Origin of the sequence: Sinorhizobium fredii, assembly GCF_002944405.1 — a bacterium.
Lineage (GTDB): Bacteria > Pseudomonadota > Alphaproteobacteria > Rhizobiales > Rhizobiaceae > Sinorhizobium > Sinorhizobium fredii_C.
Genome location: NZ_CP024310.1, coordinates 604,445 through 628,801 on the forward strand (window position 1 = coordinate 604,445; position 24,357 = coordinate 628,801).

Consider the following 24,357-nt stretch of genomic DNA (forward strand, 5'->3'; position numbering starts at 1 on the left):
TCCAGGAATGTTTGGAATGGCTGTCGCCGTTGTTCGGAACGTTTGTTCCATTTCGGCGACCACATTCACCGTGAAGACGCGTTCAGTCAAAGTCCTAGTCGTGCAGCGGCATTGCATTCCTGCAAGATTGCGCCGCGGCGATGAGAGGAATCTGTCAAAGCGCCGGAGCGATGCGCCGGCGATCGGTTTCAGGATTCGACAGTCAAGCCTAGATCGAACCAGGCAAATTCCGCCCGCGTGGGTTCACTTGACCCCGTTGGCCTCGGCAACGAAATCCGAGAGCATCGGCACATAGTCCTCGCCCCGCCCGGCCCCGACTGCCTGGGCGAAGGCGTTCCTGACGGCCGCGCCGATCGGATTGGCGACGCCGGCGGCATTGGCGAAGGCGGCGAGATAGCTCATGTCCTTGAAGCCGTTGCGGATGGCGAACTTGTGGGCATTCGGGTCGCGCTCCAGCACCCAGCGGAAGAAGGTCTGGTAGAAGGGGCAATCCATGCGGCCGCCGCGGATCACGCTGTCGAAGATCTCCGGCTCGAGGCCGGCCTTTCGCCCGAGCATTAGCGCTTCGGAATAGAGCGCCGCATAGCCCATCGACAGGAAGTTGTTGAGCAGCTTCATCGTGTGGCCGGTCCCCGTCGGGCCGGTGTGAATGATGCGGCCCGCAAAGCACTCAAGCACCGGCCAGACGCGACGCACGTCTTCGTCCGCCCCGCCGACCATGATATCGAGCGTGCCGGCGGCGGCGTCCGCCGGGGTGCGGCTCAGCGGCGCATCGACGAGCGTAATGCGCCTCGGGGCCAGGTCCGCAGCGAGCTTCGTCGTCACCGAAGGATCGGAGGTCGAGCAATCGACGATCGTCAGCGGCCTCCCGGCGGCGGCAATGCCGTCCGCGCCTTCGACGACGGCCAGCACTTCAGGCGAGCCGGTCACACAGAGCACGATGACTTCGCAGTGCTCCGCCATCTCGCGCGGCGTCCTCACCTCCTTCGCGCCTTCTGCAACGAGCGTCTCGACCGGCGCGCGGTTGCGGTGCGCCATGACCGAGAGCGGCCAGCCCTTTTTCAGGATGTTGGCGGCCATGCCCTGGCCCATCAGCCCGAGCCCGATGAAACCCACATTCGCCTTTGTCATGTTCGCCTCCATGGTGCTGACGCCATGGTGCACGATTGGCGCGGGATCGCCAGACCGAAATTCTGGCCGCTCCGCCTGCTAATCTCTCAAGGTGACCCACACCGGCGCGTGGTCGCTGGCATTTTCCCACGCGCGCACGTCCCGGTCGATGCCGGCGCCGGTCAGCCGGCGCCTGAGTTTTCGACTGAGCAGGATGTGATCGAGCCGCAGCCCGGCGTTTCGCTGCCAACGATTGCGGCGATAGTCCCAGAAGGTGAAAAGCTGCTCGTCCGGGCAGATCTTGCGCAGCGCATCGAGCCACCCCTGCTCGAGCAATTGCCGGAAGGTGGAGCGGCTTTGCGGCTGGATGAGGGCGTTGTCGTCGTAGGAGCGGGTCGGATATATGTCGCGCGGTTCCGGGACGACATTGTAGTCGCCGGCAAGCACGACCGGCAGGCCGGTCTCGAACAGGTCGGCGGCGTGGCTGGCGAGGCGCTGGTGCCAGGCGAGCTTGTAGTCGAATTTCGGGCCCGGCTGCGGATTGCCGTTCGGGGCGTAGAGCGAGGCGATCAGGATGCCGTTCACGGCCGCCTCGATATACCGGCTCTGCGTGTCGGATGGGTCGCCGGGCAGGTCCGTGCGTGTCAGGACCGGTTCGCCGTCGCGGGCAAGGATTGCCACGCCGTTCCAAGCCGATTGGCCTCGCCAGACGGCGCCATAGCCTGCGGCCTCGATCGCCTGCTTGGGAAACTGCCCGTCCGTTGCCTTGAGCTCCTGCAGGCAGACGACATCCGGCTCGGCCGCTGCGAGCCAAGCCAGCAGGTTGTCCAGCCGCTTGTTGACGCCGTTGATGTTGAAGGTGGCAATCTTCATGCGGGCTCAGCGGACCAAGTCGCCGGCCCAGCGCGTGACAGCGTCAGCGAGCGTTTTCAGATGATCGGCCGCGGAGAAGCCGGAGATGCTCTTGCGCGGTTTCAGGTCATGGTCGCCGTCCTCCAGCCAGAGAACTTCGATCTGGTCGGACAGCGTATAGCCCCGAACCTCTTCGCGCGTGCCGAACTCGTCGCGGGTTCCCTGGCAGATCAGCGTCGGCGTCTGGAGTCCGGCGAGATGCCTGGTGCGGAGCTGCTCGGGTTTGGCCGGCGGGTGGAAAGGATAGCCGAGGCAGATGAGCCCCGCGACTTTACCGCCGGCATGAAGCTCGTCGGCGACCATGCTGGCGACGCGTCCGCCCATCGACTTGCCGCCGATGATAAGCGGGCCCTTCGCGCGGAGTTCGGCGACCGCGGCGCGATATTCCGGATTGAGGGTTTCGGCGCGGGGCGGGGGCTTGCGCTCGCCGGTGCGCCGCGCCGCCATATAGCCGAATTCGAACCGGACGACGCGGAATCCTGCCTCCGCGAGCGCCCTGGCCGTGGCGCTCATCGAGGCCGAATCCATCGGCGCGCCGGCGCCGTGGGCAAGAAGAATGGTGACCGACGCGTCCTCCGGTCCGTCGAACAGGAACTTTCCGACCATTCAGGCAGCCGTCCTCTGGATGATTCCGTTTATCAGGCGATCTCAGGATAAGATCATGCGGCGATCCAAAGCGCCACAGGCCGCACCTGTTCAGGCGCTGGGCGCCGTCGGGAGAAGGTGAAGGTTCACGAACTGCACGCCGCGCTCGGCGGTTCGCGCCCATTCGGAATCCCTGTCGAGTTCGAGATAACGCTTCCACCAACGGCGTGCCTCGCCGAGATCGCCGGCATCGAATTCGAGCTTAGCCAGGTTGAAGATCGCATCAGCGTAATTGCCGCCGACGTCGATCGCCTTTTGAAGGTATCTGCGGGCGGTGTCGATGCGGCCGCGCTCGCCCATGAGCCCGGCGAGGTTGAACCATGCCTCGGCAAAGGAGGGGTCGAGCTTAAGCGCCCGGGCGTAGTCATGCGCGGCATCCAGTTCGCGGCCGGCAGCCCGAAGGCAGTTGGCGCGGTTGAAGGCGGCGACGGAGTCGGTACGGTCGATGGCGAGGTAACGCTGATAGATGGAGGCTGCTTCGTCATATTCGCCTTCTTGCTCGGCCTCCTCGGCTTGCGCGAAGAGCTCCTCGAGTTCCGCCTCCTCGACGGCGCCGAGGTCGAGCAGTAACTGCCCATCGAGTTCGCTCAGGCCCTCGGCCCGCCGGGCATAGATCGTCCGCGGGCCTTCGTGATGGAGCGACAGCGCCGTCAGCGAAGCGACATGGCTGGATCGCTGGACGGAGCGCGCGATCGTCCCCCAGCCAGCGCCGCTTGAGATCAGTCCGGCATACTTGCGGGCGAGGATCACGTCGCGGAATGAGTAGGGTTCGCTGTCGTGTTCGAAGGCGTCGAACAGCGACAGCAGGTCGAAGAGGCGAGGCGTGATCTTCGCTTGGTCGATCAGCGATTGCCGCGGCAGCGCTGACGTTTCCGGCGCGGTCGCGAGGCCCAGGAGCCGAAGGAAGCCGTTTTCGCTGAGCAGGCGCCGTCCGAAGACGGCCTCCCGTTCGAAACGCGCCTCGATGTCCGCATCGGTTGCCTTCAGGAGTAAGCCGCGGCCGAAGACCACATGGGTAGTTTGCCGGGTGACGCCGCGTCGCAGATGTCCGCCCTGGCGTTCGACCTCCCGTGCGATTAGCCGCCGCGGATAAGCGGCGAGCGGCCCGACGATGCCGAATGTCTTGCCGGCGACCGCCATCAGGCCTTCTTCTGTGTGGTCGTCTTCTTTGCCGCGGCGGGTTTGGCGGCAGCGCTCTTCGCTGCGGGCTTGGCAGTCGGCTCGGTTTTGCTCTTGCTTTTGGCCGGCGGCTTCGTCTGCGACAGGCTCGCCTTCAATGCATCCATCAGGTTGATGACGTTGCCGCGGTCAGGCGGCGCCGCGATGATCGGCTTATGGCCCTTCAATTTTTCGCGGATCATCTGCATCAGCGCGATCTCGTAGCGATCCTCGTAGTTCTTCGGATCGAAGGTCGTGGTCTTTTGCTGGATGAGCGCCTCGGCGAGCTGCAGCATTTCCGGGTCGGGACTGCCGACCGGAATGTTGCCGAAATATTCGGCCGTGCCGCGCACCTCGTTCGGGTTCCTGAGCGTGCAGACGAACATGCCGGTCTCGCGTGGGCCGATAGTGATCACTCGTTCACGGCTCGAGAGTACCAGGCGGGCGATGGCGAGCTTGCCGCTCCGCCGCAGGGCCTCCCGCAGGACGATGAAGGTCTCCTCGGCCATCGCCCCGTCCGGCGCCAGATAATAGGGCGCATCCTGGTAGATCACGTCGACGGAGCCTTCCTCGACGAAGGCCTCGATGTTCATCGTGTGGTTCGATTCGATCCTGACGCTGTCGAGGTCGGCCTCGTCGATGACGATGTATTTCTTGTCCTCGTATTCGTAGCCCTTCACCAGGTCGGATCGTTCGACAAGGCCAAGCTCCGGATCGACCGGCTTCATGTTGATCCGGTTGTGGGTATCCTTGTGCAACTGATTGAATGTAATGCGTTCGCTGCTGCTGGTGGCCGGATAAAGCCTAACCGGGCAGCTCACGAGACTGAGTCTGAGATATCCCTTCCAACTTGCCCTGGGTGCCATGGTGGTCTCCTACGCGGCACTACGATTACTTTTCCGTCCCGGACTGAGGCGGCAGTTCCCTGGCGAAGTCGCCGATGTCGGCCCAGGGATCGCCGGATGTGGCCAGAAGGCCTGGCAGCGAAGAATAGTTCAAATCCCCCGGAGCGTCGATAGCTTCGAGATCGGACCAACTGAGCGGCGTCGAGGCCGGCAGGTTGGTACGGGCGCGCAGCGAATAGGGTGCGGCCCAGGTATGGCTGCGCGCATTGCGGTGGAAGTCGATGAAGATGCGCCTTACGCGATTGCCCTTGCCCATGGTGGTGGTGAAGGTCTCCGGCGCGGTCGCCGCCAGGCGGGCGGCGATCGCGCTTGCCGCCTGGTGGAACTTCTTCCAGTTAAACTTCGGTCTGACCGGCAGGACGACATGGAGGCCGTTGCCGCCCGAGGTCTTGACGAAGGGGACGAGGCCGACCGCCTCGAGTTCGGCCTTGATGTGAATGGCCGCTTCGACCACTACCCGCCAGGCGACACCTTCGCCGGGGTCGAGGTCGAAGACCATGCGATCGGGCTTGTCGAGCAGCATGCGCGTCGTACCCCAATTGTGGAATTCGACGACGCCGAACTGCGCCAGCGCCAGATAGGATTTCGCATCCTCGACGGAAAGATAAGTTCTGGTTTCGCCGTCCGAGTTGGCGGTTTGGAAGGTCGCGACCGAAGGCGGCATGCCGGTGAAGGGGTGGCGCTGAAAGAAGCAGTCCGCCGTTTTTCCCGTCGGGCAGCGCACCAGAGAGACGGGTCGGCCGAGGATGTGCGGCAGCATGAAATCGCCGATCATGGCGTAGTAGACGGCGAGGTCGAGCTTGGTCGGGCCGGACTTGCCGAACAGGCGCCGGGTCGGATTGGTGATCGAGATGCTGGCCAGGTCCGCGTCGGAGATCAGCCGTTTTTGCCGCGGTGAAACTGGCGTCGAGAGGTCGACGTCACGGAGGCCCCGGAACACCGCATGGCGCAGAATATTGTCGGCTGTTCGATTCCCGTAGTGAATGCGCGCCCTCAATACCGGTCGGACCCAGATGATCTCCTTCGGAGCACCCTCGAGCTTCGCCGCACCTGCCCTCAGCGGCTCCAGCCGCGCCAGCAATTGTTTCAGCGTTTCGGCGTCAAAGCCGGTTCCGACCTTGCCGCGATATTGCAGTTCGCCGTCGACCCATTCGCCGAGCGCGAGCGCGGCAAGGCCTTCGGCGGCTTCCGACATGGTATAGCCGGCGATGACGAAATCTTCCGCCTTCAGCGCCTTGGTCTTGGTCCAGGTCTTGGAGCGGCCGCTCTGGTAGGGCGCCGAGGCGCGTTTGGAAATGACACCCTCGAGCCCCAGTTCCGAGGCCTGCTGGTAAAAGGCGCGCCCGTCGCCGATGACGTGATCGCTCAACTGGATGGCGGAGCGGCTCGACAGTTGCGCCGCGAGCACCTGCTTGAGCAGAGCCTTGCGCTTCTCGAGCGGGACAGCGGCGAGGTTCCAGCCGTCGAGATGCAGAAGATCGAAGGCATAGAACACCAGCCGGTTGCCTGCGCCGGCGGAAAGCGCCTCCTGAAGGAGCGCAAAACGGCTGATGCCCTCCTCGTCGAGCACGACGATTTCGCCATCGATGACGGCTTCGGGGCACGACAGCCGGCGAAACGCCTCCGGCAGATCACCGTAGCGTCGCGTCCAGTCGAGGCCGCCGCGGGTGATGAGGCGCACCTCGCCGCTGGATAAGTGCGCCATCGTGCGGTAGCCATCGAACTTGATCTCATGCAGCCACACCTCGCGCCCGGGGGCACTGTCCGGCGGTGCGGCGGTTGGCATTGCGAGTTGCGGTTCGATGCGTGTCGGCATCGGTGCCTTCGTCGCGCCGGGAAGAGCGCCCGGCTTGAGCTTCACCGTCTTGGCGGCTGGCGTCGGCTTTTCAACGAGCTCCTCGATCCGCCGCCCCGATTTGACGCTTTCCGGCCGGGCGGCAAGAATATCGATGGAGGGATCGGCGGCCGGATCGCGTTCCTTGAAGAGAAGCCAGTTGCGATCGTCCTCTTCGCCGGGCCTCGCCTTCAGCCGCGTCAGCATCCAGCCGCCGTTGAGCTTTTCGCCGGCCAGGCGAAACTTGAAAGCGCCCTTGCGCAGGCTCTCCTCGACATCGTCCATCGGCGCCCACACACCGGTGTCCCAGACGATCATCGGCCCGGCGCCATATTGGCCCTCCGGAATGACGCCTTCGAAGTCGATATAGTCAATCGGATGGTCCTCGGTCTCGACCGCCAGGCGCTTGTCGGCCGGGTTGAGCGAGGGGCCCTTGGGGACCGCCCAGCTCTTCAGCACGCCGCCGACTTCGAGCCTCAGATCGTAATGGTCTGCAGTCGCATGATGCTTGTGCACGACGAAACGGTTGCCGCCGCCGGCCGGGCGCCCGGCCGGCTCCGGCGTCTTCGAAAAATCGCGCTTCTTGCGGTAGGCCTCAAGCTTCGACGTCGCCATGCGACCAAGCTATGGCTTATCCATCGAACCCGCAATATCGGCTGACGCGAGCCGCAACGAAGTGCCCCGGCTCGCGTGGCTCAGCTCAAGCGCACCGACCCGGCGTGCCGAGCGCCATATGGCGGTTGACGTCCTTGTAGAGCAGATAACGGAACTTGCCCGGACCGCCGGCATAGCAGGCCTGCGGGCAGAAGGCCCTGAGCCACATATAGTCGCCGGCTTCGACCTCGACCCAATCGGCGTTGAGGCGGTAGACCGCCTTGCCCTCGAGAACGTAGAGGCCGTGTTCCATCACATGGGTCTCCATGAAGGGAATGACGCCGCCCGGCTCGAAAGTGACGATCGTCACATGCATGTCGTGGCGCATGTCGGACGGATCGACGAAGCGGGTCGTCGCCCAGCGGCCGTCCGTATCGGGCATCGGCGTCGGGGTGATTTCACGTTCGTTGGTGACGATCGGTTCGGGGAGAGGGATTCCATCGACCTTTTCGTAGGCTTTGCGGAACCAGTGGAATCGGGCCGGCGTGGAACCGTCATTGTGGAGGCTCCAGTCGGCGCCGGGCGGGATGAAGGCGTAGCCGCCGGGCTGCATCCGGTGGGTCTCACCGCCGATCGTCAGCCGGAACTCGCCGTCGACCACGAACAACACGGCTTCTGCGCGCGGATCGCTTTCAGGTTGGTCGCTTCCCCCAGAAGGCCCGACCTCCATGATGTATTGCGAGAATGTTTCGGCGAAGCCTGACAGAGGACGCGAGAGGACCCACAGACGGGTATTCGTCCAATGCGGCAGGTAGCTGGTGACGATGTCGCGCATCACCCCCTTCGGAATGATCGCATAGGCTTCGGTGAACACCGCCCGATCCGTCAGCAGGTTCGTTTGCGGCGGATGCCCGCCTTCGGGGAAATAGTAGTTGCTCTTCATCTTTCTCGCCTATCGGGGTGGCTGGTGAGCCGGGCTCTGCCGATCCCGGCGGTGGTAAATCGCTGTGGCGCCGTTTGTCGGCAGGCCAGGGGGTTTTACTAGCGCTCCTCCGGTCTGTGCCCGCCGATGGCGTGCGTCAACGCGTCGGCTGTCCGGCGGACGACAGGCCCGATGATCGTGAGCTTGGCGTCGTCGATGCGGACCGTGGGGCCGGAGATCGAGATGCCGCCGATCGCCTCGCCATATTCGTTGAAGACGGGCGCCGCGATGCAGCGCATGCCAAGCGTATGCTCCTCGTCGTCGATCGACCAGCCGCGAAAGCGGATCTCCGTGATATCGGCGAGGAGCGCCGGGAGCGTATCGAGTGTGCGCTCGGTGAAGTGCGCAAGCGTTCTGCCGTTAAGTGCCTTGGCGATCTCGGTGTCCGACCATGTGGCGAGGATCGCCTTGCCGATACCGGATGCATGGATCGGCCCGCGGCGGCCGGGGCGGAAGAAGGCGCGCATCGGCGCGTGGCTCTCGACCTGGGATATGAAAACCACGTCGCCGTCGTCCTCGATGCCGATATTGGCCGTCTCGCCGCTCTTCTCCATCAGTTGCTTCAGGAAGGGCCGGCTGATCGTGCCGAGCTTGCGGAAGCGCAGGAAAGCATTGCCGATCTCGAAGGCCTTGACGCCGACGGTCCAGGTGCCGGTGTCGCCGTCGTTCGTCACCATGCCGTGACTGGCAAGCGAACTGAGCAGCCGGTGCACCGTCGAGGGCGCCATGCCGGTCCGCTCCGAGAGAGAAGTCAGGGTCGAGCCGTCACCCTCGGCGACGATGGCAAGCAGCGACAGGCTCCGGTCCAGAACCTGGACGGAGGAGGGGGCGGCATTCTCTGCCGCCTTGCGCCCGCGCTTGCCTTTGACTGTCGACTCCATCAGTCCGACTCCAAATCGCTTCTCATCATCATGCTCTATCGCGATTGCGTCTGATTTTCTCATATTTGTTGAAGATGTTTATTTCCACATGATGGGAATGATTTCCATAAATTTGTTGATCGCCGCGGCATATGGGTTAGCATCCCACTCAACAGGAGGAGTTCCCATGGCCAAGATGCGTGCTGTCGATGCAGCGGTTCATGTTCTGGAAAAGGAGGGGATCGATTGTGCCTTCGGGGTCCCGGGGGCGGCGATCAATCCGCTCTATTCGGCGCTCAAAGCGCGCGGATCGATCCGCCATATTCTCGCCCGTCACGTCGAAGGCGCCTCCCACATGGCCGAGGGCTACACGCGGGCAAAGCACGGCAATATCGGCGTCTGCATTGGCACGTCCGGCCCGGCCGGCACCGACATGATTACCGGCCTCTACTCGGCCTCGGCCGATTCGATCCCGATCCTCTGCATCACGGGACAGGCGCCGCGGGCGCGTCTCGACAAGGAGGATTTCCAGGCAGTCGACATCGCCAAGATCGCGGCGCCCGTCGCCAAGTGGGCGGTCACGGTCATGGAGCCGGCGCTCGTTCCCTTCGTCTTCCAGAAGGCGTTCCATCTGATGCGCTCCGGCCGTCCCGGTCCGGTTCTGATCGACCTGCCGGTCGACGTCCAGCTTGCCGAGATCGAGTTCGATCCGGAGACCTATGAGCCGCTCGCGCCCTACAAGCCGGCCGCGACGCGCGTCCAGGCCGAAAAAGCGCTTGCCATGCTGAACGCGGCGGAACGGCCGCTGATCGTCGCCGGCGGCGGCATCATCAATGCGGATGCGTCGGACCTCCTCACCGAATTTGCCGAGATCACCGGCGTTCCGGTCATCCCGACGCTGATGGGTTGGGGCGCGATCCCCGACGACCACCCGTTGATGGCCGGCATGTGCGGTCTGCAGACCTCGCATCGCTACGGCAACGCGACGCTGCTTGCCTCGGATTTCGTCTTCGGCATTGGCAACCGCTGGGCCAACCGCCACACCGGTAACGTCCCGATCTATACGGAAGGACGCAAGTTTATCCATGTCGATATCGAGCCGACGCAGATCGGCCGCGTCTTCGCGCCGGATTTCGGCATCGTCTCGGATGCAGGCGCCGCCCTCAAACTCTTCCTCGACGTTGCGACCGAATGGAAGACTGCCGGCAAGTTGCGAGACTGGTCTGCCTGGGCGGCCGAATGCCGCGAACGCAAGCGCACCATGCTGCGCAAGACCCATTACGACCAGACGCCACTGAAGCCCCAGCGCGTCTACGAGGAGATGAACAAGGCCTTCGGCCGTAAGACCTGCTACGTCTCGACCATCGGCTTGAGCCAGATCGCCGGGGCGCAGTTCCTGCATGTCTACAGACCGCGCAATTGGATCAACTGCGGTCAGGCGGGTCCGCTCGGCTGGACGCTGCCGGCAGCGCTCGGCGTCCGCGCCGCGGACCCAAACCGCCCGATCGTCGCGCTTTCGGGCGACTACGATTTCCAGTTTCTGATCGAGGAACTCGCGGTCGGGGCGCAGCACAAGCTCCCCTACCTGCATGTCGTCGTCAACAACTCCTATCTCGGCCTGATCCGTCAGGCCCAGCGCGGCTTCGACATGGACTTCGAGGTAAGCCTCGCCTTCGACAACATCAATGCCAACGGCGACGCCGAGAAGGGTTACGGCGTCGATCACGTGGCCGTCGCCGAAGGCCTCGGCTGCAAGGCGATCCGCGTCAGGAACCCCAATGAGTTCGCCGATGCCTTCGAACGGGCGCAGGCGCTGATGGAGGAACACCAGGTGCCGGTCGTCATCGAATTCATCCTCGAGCGCGTCACCAACATCGCCATGGGCGCCGACATCAATGCGGTCGTCGAGTTCGAGGAGCTTGCCGAACGCGGCGAGGACGCGCCGACCGCAATCGCCGCCCTGCTCGATTGAAACCATCAACAGCAGGATGAGGGAGGTCTTCCGGCCGCATCCTGCTTCCCCTTCCAGAGGAGTAACCGCATGCCGAGATTTGCGGCAAACCTGACCATGCTGTTCAATGAGGCGCCGTTCCTCGACCGCTTCGCACTTGCCGCCAAGGCTGGCTTCGAAGGCGTGGAATATCTGTTTCCCTATGAATTCGAGAAAATAGCCTTGCGCAGCGCTCTCGATCGCTACGGACTGACGCAGGTTCTTCACAACCTTCCCGCCGGCGACTGGGCGCGCGGCGAACGCGGCATCGCCATCCTGCCGGATCGGATCGACGAATTCCGCAGGGGTGTCGCAACCGCCATCGATTATGCGATGGCGCTCGATTGCAAGCAGGTCAATTGCCTCGTCGGCATCGCGCCGGACGGAGTGCCGGACCGCGTGCTGCGCACGACCCTTGTTGCCAATCTGAGGCTCGCGGCGAGCGAACTCGGCAAGCATGGCATCCGCCTGCTGATCGAACCGATCAACCGCTTCGACATTCCCGGCTTTTATCTCAATACGGTTGGGCAGGCGGCCGCGATCATCGAGGAGGTCGGCAGCGATAACCTGTTCATACAGTGCGACCTTTACCACCAGCAGCGGACCGAGGGCGAACTGATCGGCACCTATAAGCGCTATTCGGACCGGATTGCGCATGTCCAGCTCGCCGACAATCCGGGCCGCAACGAGCCGGGCACCGGCGAGATTAACTACCCCTTCGTTTTCGATGCGCTGGAAGCCGCCGGCTACGAGGGCTGGATCGGTTGCGAATACAAGCCGCGCACGACCACGACGGAGGGGCTCGGCTGGCTCGGGGCCGAGCGCAAGCGCAACCGATCCGCAGACATCATCAAGATCAGGAGCTAAGCAAAAATGGCATCTATCGGCTTTATCGGACTGGGCATCATGGGCACGCCGATGGCGCGCCACCTGCAGGATGCAGGCCACACCATCATCACGTCGAAATTCGCGATCCCGCCGCGTCAGGAACTGCTTGATCATGGCCTACAGTTCGCCGAAACGCCGAAGGCGCTCGCCGAAACCGTCGACACGATCATCCTGATGCTGCCGGACACGCCGGAAGTGAAGGATGTTCTCTTCGGCGAGAACGGCGTTTCCTATGGCCTCGGCAAGGGCAAACTGGTCATCGACATGAGCTCGATTTCGCCGATCGAGACGAAGGAGTTCGCCAGGCGGATCCGCGAAACCGGGGCGGAATATATAGACGCGCCGGTTTCGGGCGGTGAGGTCGGTGCCAAGAATGCTACGCTCAGCATCATGGCCGGCGGCACGCCGGACTCCTTCGAGCGCGCCTTGCCGCTGTTCAAGCTGATGGGCAAGAACATCACCCTCGTCGGCGATTGCGGGGACGGCCAGGTCACCAAGGTTGCCAACCAGATCATCGTCGCGCTGACAATCGAGGCGGTTTCCGAGGCGCTGGTCTTCGCCTCCAAGGCGGGCGCCGACCCGGCCCGCGTCCGCGAGGCGTTGATGGGCGGCTTTGCCTCTTCGCGGATTCTCGAGGTTCACGGCGATCGGATGATTAAGCGGACCTTCGAGCCGGGCTTCCGCATCTCGCTGCACCAGAAGGATCTGAACCTGGCGCTGCAGGGGGCGAAGAGCCTTGGCATCTCGCTGCCGAACACGGCGGCGACGCAGGAGCTCTTCAACAACTGCGCCGCCAATGGCGACAGCGGCCTCGACCATTCGGGTCTGGTTCGGGCGCTTGAGCGCATGGCGAACCACGAGGTCGCCTGAACTACAGCGCGGCGCTGTAACACGTTGAATCTAGGCATCGTGCTTTCCGAAAATCGATGCCGATTTCGGGCGCTGCGCTGGAGCGGGATGAGGAAAGTGTGTGCGGTTTTCCGCCCGCACCCCGCTCCATGCTTTAGAATCGCGCATGATCGGCCCGGCGGGCGTCCCCATCCACTGCGGCAATCATGCATCCGGGCGGCGGAAGGAGGAGCCGCCGCCCGGGCATTTGCGAACAGGAGGAAAAATGGCCGTCATCGCCGATCCGCGTCAATTCCTGGAATCGTTGTTCGCTTCGGCGGTCGCCGCCGCCGATCCGGCGCGCGTTCTTGCGGCCAATCTGCCGCAACGGCCTAGGGGCCGCACCGTGGTCATTGGCGCCGGAAAGGGTGCTGCACAGATGGCGCAGGCCTTCGAGGCACTGTGGCAAGGGCCGTTCAGCGGCGCCGTCGTAACGCGCTACGGTTTCGGTGTTCCTTGCAGACACATCGACGTGCTCGAAGCCTCGCACCCCTTGCCGGATGAAAGCGGGCTCCAGGCCTCGAAACGACTGCTTTCCGAGGTCGGCGGCCTGACGAAGGACGACCTCGTCGTGGCGCTGATCTGCGGCGGCGGTTCGGCGCTGCTGCCGCTGCCGCCGCCAGGGCTCTCGCTCGAGGACGAAATTGCCGTCAACCGCGCCTTGCTGGCTTCGGGCGCGCCGATCCGGGCGATGAATGCCGTGCGCAAGCACGTCTCGGTGATCAAGGGCGGGCGGCTGGCCGCTGCCGCTTACCCCGCGCGGGTCGTATCGCTCGTCGTCTCCGACATACCCGGCGACGATCCGGCATTGGTGGCCTCCGGTCCGACGATCGCCGACAACAGTACGCGTGCCGATGCGTTGAAAATCATCGAGCGCTACCGCTTGGCGCTGCCGGAACGCGTTCACACATGGCTGGCGGGTGAAGCGGCGGATGCACCAAGGCCTGACGATCCGCGTTTTGCCCGAAACGAGGTTCGGCTGATCGCCTCGGCCGGCGTCTCGTTGGAGGCGGCCGTGACCCAAGCGCGTGCCTCAGGCGTCGAGGCAATTATTCTTTCGGATTCGATCGAGGGCGAGGCCCGTGATGTCGGGCTGGTGCATGCGGCGATTGCGCGCGAGGTGGCGACCCGCAGCCGTCCCTTCGAAAAGCCGGTTGTCCTGCTCTCCGGCGGCGAAACCACCGTGACGGTGAGAGGCGCCGGCCGAGGCGGTCGCAACAGCGAGTTCCTGCTGTCGCTCTCTCTCGGCATTGACGGCGTCGGCGGCATTTCGGCGCTGGCGGCCGACACCGACGGGATCGATGGCTCGGAGGACAATGCCGGCGCTTTCGCCGACGCCACGACGATCGCCCGGCTGTTTCAGCAGCGGATCGATGCGGCGGCGTTGCTTCAGCGCAACGACAGCTGGTCGGCCTTCGATGCGCTCGGCGACCTCTTCAAGCCCGGGCCGACCGGCACCAACATCAACGACTTTCGGGCGATGCTGATCCAATGAGCGCGGCCGGGAGCAAACGACAACAAACGGGAGGAAATGCGATGAAATCCCTGCCGATCCGGCCCCTGTCGCGGGCCGAATTCGCCCCCTTCGGCGACGTGATCGAAGTCGACGAGGCAAAGAGCTTCCCCATCAATGCGGGCAAATGCATCCGCTACCACGATCTCGCAACGGTCGAGACGACCGGCCCGGAGGCGCGCGCCCTGATCAGCCTGCTGCGCGGCGAGCCTTACGAGATTCCGCTGCCGCTCAGGATGGTGGAGCGCCACCCCCTTGGCAGCCAGGCCTTCGTGCCGCTGACGGAGAACGCCTTTCTTGTCGTGGTCGCTCCGGATGAGGGAGGCAGGCCGGGCGAACCAATCGCTTTCGAGACGGCGTCCGGCCAGGGCGTCAACATCGCCCGCAACGTCTGGCACGGCATTCTGACGCCGCTCTACGGCGTCTCCGATTTCGTCGTCGTCGACCGCGGCGGCGAAGGTTGCAATCTGGAGGAGCATTTCTTCGATACGCCCTATCGGGTCGAGTACGCGTGACGGACATTGTCGCCTGCGCCCTTGTTGCGGGGCCATCAAGCTCTTAGGTTCGGGCGATCGAGTCCGTGATCCATTGAGCAATGCTGCAGACGGCCAGAACAATGTGGGGAGAAACCGGGTGGGGCATTCCGACCTCGGTCGCCCTGCATCTGGCGCTGGCCTTCCTGCTTCTCGTTCGGCTGCCGGAGCATGCGCCGCCTGCAAAAGAGCAAAGCATCAATGTCGAGCTTGTTCCGCCGCCGAAGCCTGAGGAAAAGCCACAGGAAAAATCGAACCAGCCAAGGCCTCAGTCATCCCGGGCGCAGCCACAGGTATTCGAATCCGCTTCGTCTGAGGTTGACAAGGAAAAGCCGCCGCAGCCGCAATTGCCGCCCACCGCGCCAAGCAGGATCGAGAGGCCCAAGACACCGGCTGAGCAGGCAAGTGCTCCCTCTGCCAGGAAGGACAACGCCGACAAGCCATCCGAAACTAGAACGGCATTGGCTGAGTTGCGCGTCGAAGCCAAGGACGCGGTAAACAAGTCGGACGAGGCTGCTCCAGCGCGTCAAGGAGCGCCTGTTCTCAGCGAGAAGCCGCTGCCGGAAGAAGCGAAGGCGGATGCGGCGCAAAAGCCGGCAGAGACCGCCTCCGAGCGCCAGTCGAGCAATCTGGTCGAGGCGAAGGAAATCTATTCCAAGGATGCCCTGTCGGACCCCCGCGTCAAACAGGCGATGGGACGGCTGCCGCCGAAGAGGCGGATCGTGCAGCTTTGCACCATCGAGGCGCTCGAACAGGTGCGCCGAGAGAGACCTGATGCCTTTCCGGACATGCTTGTCCCGTTTGGACCGATCGGCGGTATGGTTTCGGCTTCGGGTCTCAATGCCAGCGGCGGCGCCTTCCGCAGCCGGGGAAAATGGTACACGATCGACTTCAAATGCGAGGTCAACTCGGAGACGACGTCGGTCGCCTCCTTCAGCTTTGCGATCGGTAAGGCGATTCCCAGGGGCGAGTGGAGCACGCGCCAGCTGCCGAAGGAGTGAGAGCGCGGTGCGTCTTTCAGATAATGGCGAAATGAGCTTGACGGATTCCTTCCACCCGCACCCATCTACCACAGATCATACACACAGGATTCCTGTGACGAGCACAGGAATGAGGATCGAGGAAGGCCTGCCGGGTGGTTGCGGGCCTCAGCGCATCATCGCCAGCGCCGTGGCGAAGAAGTCGTCGCCGCCGAAATTGCCGGACTTCAGCGCCAGCAGCATGTCGCCCTGGGCATTGCCGACGGTGCGAAGAACCGGCACGCCGGGAGCGATCTCGGGGCCCATCAGGAAGGCGGGGATGGCCAGCCTGTCGACCGTTGCGCCGGAGGTCTCGCCGCCGGCGACGACGAGGCGCTTGACGCCGCGCGCCACCAGTTCGCTGGCGACGGTTGCAGTTGCGGTTTCGATCGCGTGGCCGGACGCTTCGCGCCCATAATGCGCTTGCAGGCGTGAGACCACATCGGGCGAGGCGCTTGCGGCAATGACAATCGGGCCTGCGGAAATCCGCTCGCCGGCCCAGGCGATCGCCGCGGAAATTTCATCGGACCCTCTGAGCAGCTTCTCCGTGTCGAGCCGCAGCACCGGCATGGAGCGTTCGGCAATCTCGAGCTGCCGCAGCGTTGCTGCCGAGCAGCTGCCGGCGACAATGGCGGCAAGTCCCCCGACGGGGCGCACGGCATCCGTCGTGGCTGTGCCTGCCGAAGAAGCGCGACCGGAGCGCACGATGGCGCGGGCGAGGCCGAGCCCAAGGCCGGAGGCGCCGGTCGATACGGGCGTCCGCAGCGCCACCTCGCCGAGCGTTTCGAGGTCGCGCTCCGAGATCGCGTCGGCAAGGGCGGCGGAAGTTCCTTCCGCGCCCAGGGCATCGAGCCGGGCCGTTACGGCGGCGGGGCCGGCCATGATCGTCGCCAGGTCGACGAGGCCGATCTTGCCCTGAGACTGCCGGCCCATGACGCGAACCAGATTGGCGTCATGCATCGGATTGAGCGGATGGTCCTTGAGGGGGCTTTCGTCGAGCGGCTGTCCGTTGACGAAAAGATGGCCGAGATAGACGGTCCGGCCGGTTTCCGGAAAGGCCGGGGTGACGAGCGCGATGCCGCCGCCCGCGGCTTTCGCCAGCGCCTCGGTCACCGGGCCGATATTGCCCTCATCGGTGGAATCGAAGGTCGAGCAGATCTTGTAGAGAACATGGGCGGCGCCGCGGTCGCGCAGCCACCGTTCCGCCCTGCTTGCCGCAGCGACAGCCTCGTCGGCGGCAACAGAGCGGATCTTCAGCGAGACGACCACTGCGTCGACGTCGGGCAGGGCGAGCGCCGGATCGGGAATGCCGACCGTCTGCACCGTGCGCAGGCCGTTCTTCGTCAACGTATTGGCGAGGTCGGAGGCGCCCGTGTAGTCGTCGGCGATCGATCCCAAAAGGATTGTCATTGGTCAGCTCCGTGCAAAGGGTTTGAACCAGGCAAGGCCGTCGAGCGTTCCGCCGCGCGGGGTGTATTCGCAGCCGACGAAGCCGGTGTAGCCGAGCCGGTCGATCTCGGCGAAGAGATAGGGGTAGTTCAGCTCTTCGCCGTCCGGCTCCTGCCGCGACGGCACGCTGGCGATCTGGATGTGGCCGGTGATCGGTATGAGACGTCGGAGCGCCATCGCGACATCGCCATGGATGATCTGGCGATGGTAGATGTCGAACTGGAGCTTCAGGTTGGCGAGGTTCAGCTCGGTGATCAACCGTTCGGCGGCGCCGAAGTCGTTGAGGAAATAGCCGGGCATGTTGCGGCCGTTAATCGGTTCGAGCAGCAGGTCGAGATCTTTCTCAGCGAGGCGCTCGGCGGCGTAGATCACGGAACGCTGATAGCAGGCTACGGCCTCCTCGTCGGAGGGATCTGCGAGACCCGCCATCAGATGCAGCCGCTTGACGCCCGTCGCTGCCGCATAGTCGAGTGCGCGCTCGACATCGACTTTCAGCGCCTCGAAGCGGCCGAGAAGGGCGGCGATGCCGCGCTCGCCCGCCGCCCAGTCGCCGGGCGGCAGGTTGAAGAGTGCCTGCTCAAGCTTGTTGCGAGTCAACCGTTCGGCGATCGCCTCCGGCGGTGCCTCGTAGGGGAAGAGATATTCGACGGCAGTAAAACCCGCTTCCGCGGCGGCGTCGAAGCGGTCTAGGAACGACCACTCGTTGAACATCATCGTCAGATTGGCGGCGAAAACGGGCATGTCGAACGTCCTTTATCCCTTGTCCATGCCGGGCAGCTTGGCGCCGGAAAGCTGGGCGTAGAGCCGCGCAAGCGAGGAATCGTCGTCGCGCCCCATGCCGGCGCCGGAAGCGGCGAGATACATTTGCAGGGCGGCCGCCACCAGCGGCACCGGGTAGCGCTCGGCGCGCGCCATGTCCTGGACGATGCCGAGGTCCTTGACGAAGATCTCGATGGCGCTGAGCGGCGTGTAGTCGCCGGCGAGCACATGCGAGACGCGGTTCTCGAACATCCAGGAATTGCCGGCCGAGGCGGTGATCACCTCGTAGACCTTGTCGAGGTCGAGGCCCTGCTTGGCGGCAAAGGTGATGGCTTCGCAGGCGGCTGCGATATGCACGCCGGCCAGAAGCTGGTTGATCATCTTGAAGGCCGCGCCGGTACCCGCAGCGTCTCCCAACTCGTAGACCTTGGCGGCCATTGCGTCGAGCGCGGGGCGGGCTGCAGCGAAGGCTTGCGGCGAGCCCGACGCCATGATCGTCAGCTCGCCCTTCGCGGCGCGGGCGGCGCCGCCGGAGATCGGCGCATCGAGATAGTGCAAGCCGAGCGCTTCGAGCTGCTCCGCCAGGCGGCGTGCAATTGCCGGATCCATGGTCGCCGACGAGACGAAGACCGCGCCGGGCTTCATGGCCGCGGCGATGCCGTCTGCGCCGAACAGGACGGCCTCGGTCTGGGCGGCATTCACGACCACCGAAACGACAATATCGGCATCGGCCACGGTTTCGCGCAGCGTATTCGCACCGCGGCCGCCTTTGGCGGCGAAGCGCTCGACCGCTGCCGCAGCAATGTCGTAGCCGACGACATCGAGGCCGGCGCGCTTCATGGACTGGGCCATTCCGAAGCCCATCGATCCGAGACCGATCACCGCCGCGGTGACGCGTTCGGGACTTTCAGCATGCGATGACATGAATAGACTCTCCATCCCTGATGTGGCAGGCGGGCACCGCCGGACCGAATCCGGCGGCGCGGTTGGAGCTTACCGGTTCACGGTCTTTGCGGGAACCGCCAGCACAGCCAGCGAACCGATGACCAGCGCCGCGGCAAGGAGATACATGCCGGCGCTGTTGCTGCCGGTGAAGTCCTTGAGATAGCCGACCAGGAATGGCCCGAGGAAACCGGCGAGATTGCCGACCGAGTTGATCCAGGCGATGCCGGCCGCTGCTCCGGTGCCGGCGAGAAATGCCGTCGGCAGGGACCAGAAAAGCGGTGCGCAGCTGATGGCACCGGCTGCAGCCAGCGACAGGCAGACGATCGCGAGCGTGGTGCTCGTCGCCGTCGTCGCCGCGACGAACCCGCCGGCGGCGATGAGGGCCGGAACGACGAGGTGCCAGCGCCGTTCGCGCAACCGGTCGGACGAGCGCCCGAGCGCCAGCATGGCGATGAAGGTGCAGATATAGGGGATGGCGGATATCAGGCCGATGTTCAGGTTTCCGGTGACGCCGGTAGCCTTGACGAGCGTCGGCATCCAGAAATTTAGGCCGTATTGTCCGAGCACGAAGCAAAAATAGATGAGGCACATCAGCCAGACGCGGCGGTCGGTCAGCGTGCCGGCGATGCTGTGTGGGCTCGACAATTTGGTCCGGTTCTCGGCGTCGATATTGGCGCTCAGCACCTTCTTCTCTTCCTTCGTCAGCCACTTGGCGTGGCCGATGGCGTCATCGAGATAGAAGAACGTGGCGACACCGAAAACGACCGCAGGAATGGCCTCGATCAGGAACATCCACTGCCAGCCGGAAAGGCCGTGCGTTCCGTGGAAACTGTCCATCAGCAGGCCGGAAAGGGGATTACCGAAGATGGAGGATATCGGGATCGCCGACATGAAGGTGGTGATGATTTTGGCGCGACGATGCGCCGGATACCAGGTCGTCAGGTAGAGAATGATCCCAGGGAAAAACCCTGCTTCGGCGACACCCAGCAGGAAGCGCAGGATGTAGAACACGGTTTCCGAGGTGGTGAACATGAAGGCAGCGGAGATGACGCCCCAGGTGATCATGATGCGGGCGATCCAGACCCGGGCGCCGACCCTGTTGAGGATGACGTTGCTCGGCACCTCGAACAGGAAATAGCCGATGAAGAAGATACCGGCACCGATGCCGTAGGCCGCTTCCGAAAGGCCGAGCTCGCTCGACATCTGCAGTTTCGCGAAGCCGACATTGACGCGATCGAGATAGGCGACCACGTAGCAGAGCATGAGGAAAGGGATGATGCGCCAAAAGACCTTGCTATAGGCGCGGTCCTCCACCGATCGAGCTGCATAGGCGCCGTCGATCGGCGCCTGGGTTTCCAGGGTCATGATTTTCCTCCTCCAGTAGTTTCGCCGGCGCCTCCCCTAGGCAATCCGACGATACGGCGCCAAGGATTGGCAGCGCTGCCACTTTTCCCTAGCGCAATTTGGCAGCGCTGCCAAGTTAAAAATGGTAGCGCTGCCAAAACAAATGGCGTATCTGAAAAAGACAAGGCGGTCCGTCAGCGATGAGGAGCGATGGGGCGGCCGCAGCGGGAGAGTGGAGTCGGACGTGGATTTCGATTTCAAGCACAGCACGGTCACGCTTGCCGAGGTCGCCGCGGCCGCCGGCGTAGGCGAAAGCACGGTTTCGCGCGTCCTCAGAAACGAGGGTTCGTTTTCGCGCAAGGCGAGGGAGCGCGTGATGGAGGCCGTCGAGCGGCTCGGCTATGTGCCGAACCGGATTGCCGGAACGCTTGCTTCCGCCGGATCGCGGCTCGTCGCCTTCGTCATTCCGTCGCTCTCCAACATCGTCTTCCCCGACGTGCTGCGCGGGGCAAGCGGCGTCTTGGAGGCGAACCGGCATCAGGCCGTTTTTTCGGTGACCGACTACGATCCGCAGCGCGAGGAGGGGCTTGTCGCCGCCATGCTCGCCTGGCGACCGACGGCAGTGATGCTCGCTGGCTTCGAACATTCGGAAGGGACGCTGAAGATGCTGCGCGCCAGCGGCTGCCGGGTGGCCGAAGTGCTCGATGTCGACGGCACGGCCGTCGATCTGGCAGTCGGCTTTTCCAATCGTGCAGCGGGGTGCGCCAGTGCCGAATTCCTGCTGAAGCGGGGCTATCGCCGCATCGGCTATGTCGGCCATGACCTCGAACGCGATACCCGCGCCGGCAAGCGCTTCGCCGCCTTCTGCGAAAAGCTCGCCTCTTCCGGCACGCCGCTGGTCGGGCGGGAAATCTGTTCGGGTGCGTCGTCGGTGGAGAGCGGACGGCTGGGCCTGGAGCGGCTGCTCGCCCGGCACGCCGATCTCGATGCCGTCTATTTTTCGAACGACGACATGGCGCTCGGCGGCTACTTCCATTGCCTGGCGCGCGGCATCGCGATTCCTTCGCAACTGGCGATCTTCGGCTATAACGGCCTCGATATCGGAAGGGTGACGCCGCAGCCGCTCTCGACCATTCGCACGCCCCGTGTCCGGACGGGGCAGTTGGCGGCCGAGCTTGTCGTTGCCAACGCGCCACCCCAGGTGGTCGATCTCGGCTTCGAGCTGGTCGAAGGCGCAACCGCCTAAATTGAAAGGATCTGCCCCATGTCCGAGAGCCGCCTGCGCGAGGAAATCTGCCGTTACGGGCGATCGCTGTTCGAGCGCGGGCTGACGCCTGGCTCCTCCGGCAATATCTCGCTGAGGCTCGACGATGGCGGCTGGCTGGTGACGCCCACCAACGCCTCGCTCGGCTTTCTCGACCCGGCCCGCATCTCGCGGCTCGATCCCGAGGGTAGGCTCGTCTCCGGCGACAAGCCGACGAAGGAGATACCGCTCCATACGGCCCTCTACGAGTCGCGCAGCAGCGCCCGCGCGATCGTCCATCTCCATTCGACCCACGCGGTTGCGCTCACCATGCTGCCGGAGATCGATCCGCGCGCCGCGCTGCCGCCGATGACCCCTTACTACCTCATGCGCGCCGGCGAAACGGCGCTGGTGCCCTACTACCGTCCCGGCGATCCGGCGGTCGCCGACGCGATCCGCGGCCTTGCCGGCAAGTATTCCTCCGTGCTGCTCGCCAATCACGGCCCGGTCGTCGCCGGCGACAGCCTCGAAGCGGCGGTCTTCGCCACCGAGGAACTTGAGGAGACGGCGAAGCTCTATCTGCTGCTGCGCAACCTCAACCCGCGTTATCTTAGCCCGGACCAGGTGACCGACCTCGCCAAGACCTTCGGTCTCGATCTTCCGTCCCTCCATGATCACGAAGGGCATGACCACGGCTGAGCTTGCGCCTGCCAACGTCGGTGAATGTCGGTAGGAAACACGAAAACTGCCATTGCCGCCTACGAGCAAGTGCGCCGATGCTCGTCTGAGCAGCCCCCGGGTTTATCGATGCGTCTCGTCCAGTTTGCGTGGCCGATGTACCAGCGTGACGAGCACGAAGGAAATGATCATCAACAGGTACCAGGCGCCGAGCTTGTTGATGGATACGGGCGTCCAGCCGTGCGATTGCGACGGATAGATCCACGCACGTGACCATGTGGCAATGTTCTCTGCGAACCAGATGAACAGCGCCACCAGCAGGAAGCCGAGCATCAAGGGCATGCGGTGGCGAAAGCGGAAGACGCGATAGTGCACCACAGTGCGCAGATAAATTATCGCAGTCGCCGCGAACAGCCCGTAGCGAACGTCTATGGTGAAGTGGTGGCTGAAGAAGTTGACATAGATCGCGACTGCCAGAAGCGCGGTCGACCAGACCGGCGGATAATGGGTGTAGCGCATGTCGAAGATGCGGCTGATGCGGGCGAGATAGGAGCCGACAGCCGCATACATGAAACCGGAGAAAAGCGGCACCGCGCCGATCCGGAAGATGCTTTCCTCAGGATACATCCATGAGCCTGCCGCGGTCTTGAAGACCTCCATGACCGTGCCGACGACGTGGAAGATCAGAATGACCTTCGCCTCGGACGAGGTTTCAAGCCTCGCTGCCAGCATTGCAAATTGGATGCCGAGCGCCGCCAGAAAGAGAAAGTCATAGCGGGCCAGGAGAGCATCTTCGGGCCAGAACTGATGAGAGGCGATGATCAGGGCGAGCAGCAGTCCGCCGAACAGGCACGCCCATGCCTGCTTCAACCCGAAGACGGTGAATTCAACCAAGGCACCTGCGAAGCCGTGCGCGGGCAGGGCGTCGAGGATTCGGTGAGCGGCCGCATCTATCTGCGCCTCAAGCGAAGTGAAGCGGCGTGCGGGCGCTACGTCCAAGGACGGTGTCGGACCATGGCCGAGATCGTCAAAGCGTTCGAATTTGGGCTGATCTGTCATGCGTGCTAGTTGCTGGAACTACGCTACAACCGATGAGGAGAGTTTTGCGCTTTTTTGTGTCCAAGAGGCTAGCGGACGCCTATTCCTAAAGACCCCATCTCGGGGGCCCTCTGGCGCCTGTTCAATTTCGCATTGCACAACAGCAACCTATTCTTTTGATGCGTCGCCGCAACGAACTGGCCTTGACCGCCGCTCTCTTCCCGCCTCTATTCATATGACTGATCCGGTGGACCAACCAGTGGATCAGTCGAGGAGTGGCGCCGATGACTGGCAGTCCGATACTCACGCAGATGCCGAAAGTGGGGCGCAGCCTCGACCGCCGCACGGCGCGCGAGATGATTGCCGACAAGCTGATGGTGCTGGTGGCGACGAATATGCTCCGCCCGGGTGACGAACTGCCGGGCGAGCGGGAACTTGCCAACGTCCTACATGTCAGCCGTGAGACGGTGCGCGGTGCCATTCAAACGCTCGCGGCCCGCGGCATCATCGAGGTCTCCCAGGGAAGCCGCAGCCGCGTCGCCGATGTCGATCTCAGCGACGTCACCGTGACGATCGCTTCCCCCAACGCCATCGACAGCTATGATCTCGAGGACGTCCATGCCGCCCGCCAGCATATCGAGCTGAAGGTGGTGGGCGACGCCGCGGAAAACATCGACGAAGAGGCGCTGAAGAAGCTCGAAACCCTGCTCGAGGCGCAAAAACTCTGCGGCGACGATGCGATGCGCTTCCTAATCTGCGACCGCGAGTTCCACGTGGCGATCTACAGGGCCTGCGGCAATCCGCTGCTCTCGGATTTTGTGACGGACCTTTATACTTACATGATGGACTACCGGCGCAGCGCCATGTCGCGCCCGGGCGCGATCGAGGCCAGCTACAAGGATCACAGCGAAATCTTCGAGGCGCTGCGGCGGCACGACCGCGAAGCGGTCGTCGCGGCCTTTCACCAGCACCTCATGCACATTTATCGGACGACGAAGGAACTGCTCGTCGACGGAAACGGCAGGAAACAGAAACAGAAGGGTACGCGCAATCCGGAGTGACCGGATGTG

The 24,357-nt window shown here is 63.9% G+C and carries 22 protein-coding genes; 9 read left to right on the forward strand and 13 right to left on the reverse strand.

Annotated elements, in window-relative coordinates:
- Positions 1–243: 243 nt before the first annotated feature.
- The 8 genes from NXT3_RS26595 to NXT3_RS26630 form a co-directional block, all read right to left on the reverse strand.
- Positions 244–1,131 (reverse strand): NAD(P)-dependent oxidoreductase, encoded by an 888-nt coding sequence (locus NXT3_RS26595; RefSeq protein WP_097525808.1) that lies wholly within the window; start codon positions 1,129–1,131, stop codon positions 244–246.
- Between the two features lie 78 nt (positions 1,132–1,209).
- On the reverse strand, positions 1,210–1,983 hold the full coding sequence (xth, locus tag NXT3_RS26600; protein WP_104841003.1) for an exodeoxyribonuclease III: 774 nt from the start codon (positions 1,981–1,983) through the stop codon (positions 1,210–1,212).
- A gap of 6 nt (positions 1,984–1,989) precedes the next feature.
- Complete coding sequence (locus tag NXT3_RS26605) at positions 1,990–2,628, reverse strand: alpha/beta hydrolase family protein (RefSeq protein WP_104841004.1); 639 nt, start codon at positions 2,626–2,628, stop codon at positions 1,990–1,992.
- 90 nt (positions 2,629–2,718) lie between these two features.
- Complete coding sequence (locus tag NXT3_RS26610) at positions 2,719–3,807, reverse strand: tetratricopeptide repeat protein (RefSeq protein WP_104841005.1); 1,089 nt, start codon at positions 3,805–3,807, stop codon at positions 2,719–2,721.
- The gene (locus NXT3_RS26615) at positions 3,807–4,691 is read right to left on the reverse strand and encodes a non-homologous end joining protein Ku (protein WP_097539072.1); all 885 of its coding nucleotides are present in this window, start codon (positions 4,689–4,691) and stop codon (positions 3,807–3,809) included. The genes NXT3_RS26610 and NXT3_RS26615 overlap by 1 nt, the downstream gene beginning before the upstream one ends.
- A 25-nt stretch (positions 4,692–4,716) precedes the next feature.
- The gene (gene ligD / locus NXT3_RS26620; RefSeq protein ID WP_097539071.1) at positions 4,717–7,179 is read right to left on the reverse strand and encodes a DNA ligase D; all 2,463 of its coding nucleotides are present in this window, start codon (positions 7,177–7,179) and stop codon (positions 4,717–4,719) included.
- An 85-nt stretch (positions 7,180–7,264) separates the two neighbouring features.
- Complete coding sequence (locus NXT3_RS26625; protein WP_097525813.1) at positions 7,265–8,101, reverse strand: bifunctional allantoicase/(S)-ureidoglycine aminohydrolase; 837 nt, start codon at positions 8,099–8,101, stop codon at positions 7,265–7,267.
- 98 nt (positions 8,102–8,199) lie between these two features.
- The gene (locus NXT3_RS26630) at positions 8,200–9,021 is read right to left on the reverse strand and encodes an IclR family transcriptional regulator (protein WP_097525814.1); all 822 of its coding nucleotides are present in this window, start codon (positions 9,019–9,021) and stop codon (positions 8,200–8,202) included.
- A gap of 166 nt (positions 9,022–9,187) precedes the next feature.
- Between NXT3_RS26630 and gcl the strand changes: the two genes are divergently transcribed.
- The 6 genes from gcl (at position 9,188) to NXT3_RS26660 (ending at position 15,813) form a co-directional block, all read left to right on the forward strand.
- A complete protein-coding gene (gene gcl, locus NXT3_RS26635) occupies positions 9,188–10,972 on the forward strand; it encodes a glyoxylate carboligase (protein ID WP_104841006.1) in 1,785 nt (594 codons plus the stop codon).
- 69 nt (positions 10,973–11,041) lie between these two features.
- Positions 11,042–11,857: a hydroxypyruvate isomerase gene (hyi, locus tag NXT3_RS26640; protein WP_097539069.1), complete on the forward strand. Its 816-nt coding sequence runs from the start codon at positions 11,042–11,044 to the stop codon at positions 11,855–11,857.
- A gap of 6 nt (positions 11,858–11,863) precedes the next feature.
- The gene (locus NXT3_RS26645) at positions 11,864–12,748 is read left to right on the forward strand and encodes a 2-hydroxy-3-oxopropionate reductase (RefSeq protein ID WP_037419094.1); all 885 of its coding nucleotides are present in this window, start codon (positions 11,864–11,866) and stop codon (positions 12,746–12,748) included.
- Between the two features lie 244 nt (positions 12,749–12,992).
- Positions 12,993–14,261 (forward strand): glycerate kinase type-2 family protein, encoded by a 1,269-nt coding sequence (locus NXT3_RS26650; protein WP_097525816.1) that lies wholly within the window; start codon positions 12,993–12,995, stop codon positions 14,259–14,261.
- A gap of 41 nt (positions 14,262–14,302) precedes the next feature.
- A complete protein-coding gene (locus tag NXT3_RS26655) occupies positions 14,303–14,794 on the forward strand; it encodes an ureidoglycolate lyase (protein ID WP_097525817.1) in 492 nt (163 codons plus the stop codon).
- An 80-nt stretch (positions 14,795–14,874) separates the two neighbouring features.
- Positions 14,875–15,813, forward strand: coding sequence for a DUF930 domain-containing protein (locus NXT3_RS26660; protein ID WP_097525818.1), 939 nt, complete (start codon positions 14,875–14,877; stop codon positions 15,811–15,813).
- Positions 15,814–15,960: 147 nt separating this feature from the next.
- On the opposite strand, the gene otnK is transcribed toward NXT3_RS26660, so the two are convergent.
- From otnK to NXT3_RS26680, 4 genes are all read right to left on the reverse strand, one after another.
- Positions 15,961–17,241 carry a 3-oxo-tetronate kinase gene (gene otnK / locus NXT3_RS26665; RefSeq protein WP_097525819.1) on the reverse strand — a complete coding sequence of 427 codons (1,281 nt, stop codon included), beginning with the start codon at positions 17,239–17,241 and terminating at the stop codon, positions 15,961–15,963.
- A gap of 3 nt (positions 17,242–17,244) precedes the next feature.
- A complete protein-coding gene (gene otnI / locus NXT3_RS26670; protein ID WP_097539066.1) occupies positions 17,245–18,021 on the reverse strand; it encodes a 2-oxo-tetronate isomerase in 777 nt (258 codons plus the stop codon).
- Positions 18,022–18,033: 12 nt separating this feature from the next.
- On the reverse strand, positions 18,034–18,963 hold the full coding sequence (ltnD, locus tag NXT3_RS26675; RefSeq protein ID WP_097525821.1) for an L-threonate dehydrogenase: 930 nt from the start codon (positions 18,961–18,963) through the stop codon (positions 18,034–18,036).
- 69 nt (positions 18,964–19,032) lie between these two features.
- Positions 19,033–20,349 carry an MFS transporter gene (locus NXT3_RS26680; protein ID WP_097539065.1) on the reverse strand — a complete coding sequence of 439 codons (1,317 nt, stop codon included), beginning with the start codon at positions 20,347–20,349 and terminating at the stop codon, positions 19,033–19,035.
- A gap of 223 nt (positions 20,350–20,572) precedes the next feature.
- On the opposite strand from NXT3_RS26680, the gene NXT3_RS26685 reads away from it, so the two are divergent.
- Together NXT3_RS26685 and NXT3_RS26690 are read left to right on the forward strand one after the other, a co-directional pair.
- Complete coding sequence (locus NXT3_RS26685) at positions 20,573–21,574, forward strand: LacI family DNA-binding transcriptional regulator (protein WP_097525823.1); 1,002 nt, start codon at positions 20,573–20,575, stop codon at positions 21,572–21,574.
- An 18-nt stretch (positions 21,575–21,592) separates the two neighbouring features.
- Positions 21,593–22,270, forward strand: a complete 678-nt coding sequence (locus tag NXT3_RS26690; RefSeq protein ID WP_097525824.1) for a 3-oxo-tetronate 4-phosphate decarboxylase — start codon at positions 21,593–21,595, stop codon at positions 22,268–22,270.
- Positions 22,271–22,372: 102 nt separating this feature from the next.
- Here the strand turns inward: NXT3_RS26690 and NXT3_RS26695 are convergent, their stop codons facing one another.
- On the reverse strand, positions 22,373–23,308 hold the full coding sequence (locus tag NXT3_RS26695; protein ID WP_234819751.1) for a DUF817 domain-containing protein: 936 nt from the start codon (positions 23,306–23,308) through the stop codon (positions 22,373–22,375).
- Between the two features lie 263 nt (positions 23,309–23,571).
- On the opposite strand from NXT3_RS26695, the gene NXT3_RS26700 reads away from it, so the two are divergent.
- The gene (locus NXT3_RS26700) at positions 23,572–24,348 is read left to right on the forward strand and encodes a FadR/GntR family transcriptional regulator (RefSeq protein WP_104841007.1); all 777 of its coding nucleotides are present in this window, start codon (positions 23,572–23,574) and stop codon (positions 24,346–24,348) included.
- Positions 24,349–24,357 lie beyond the last annotated feature (9 nt).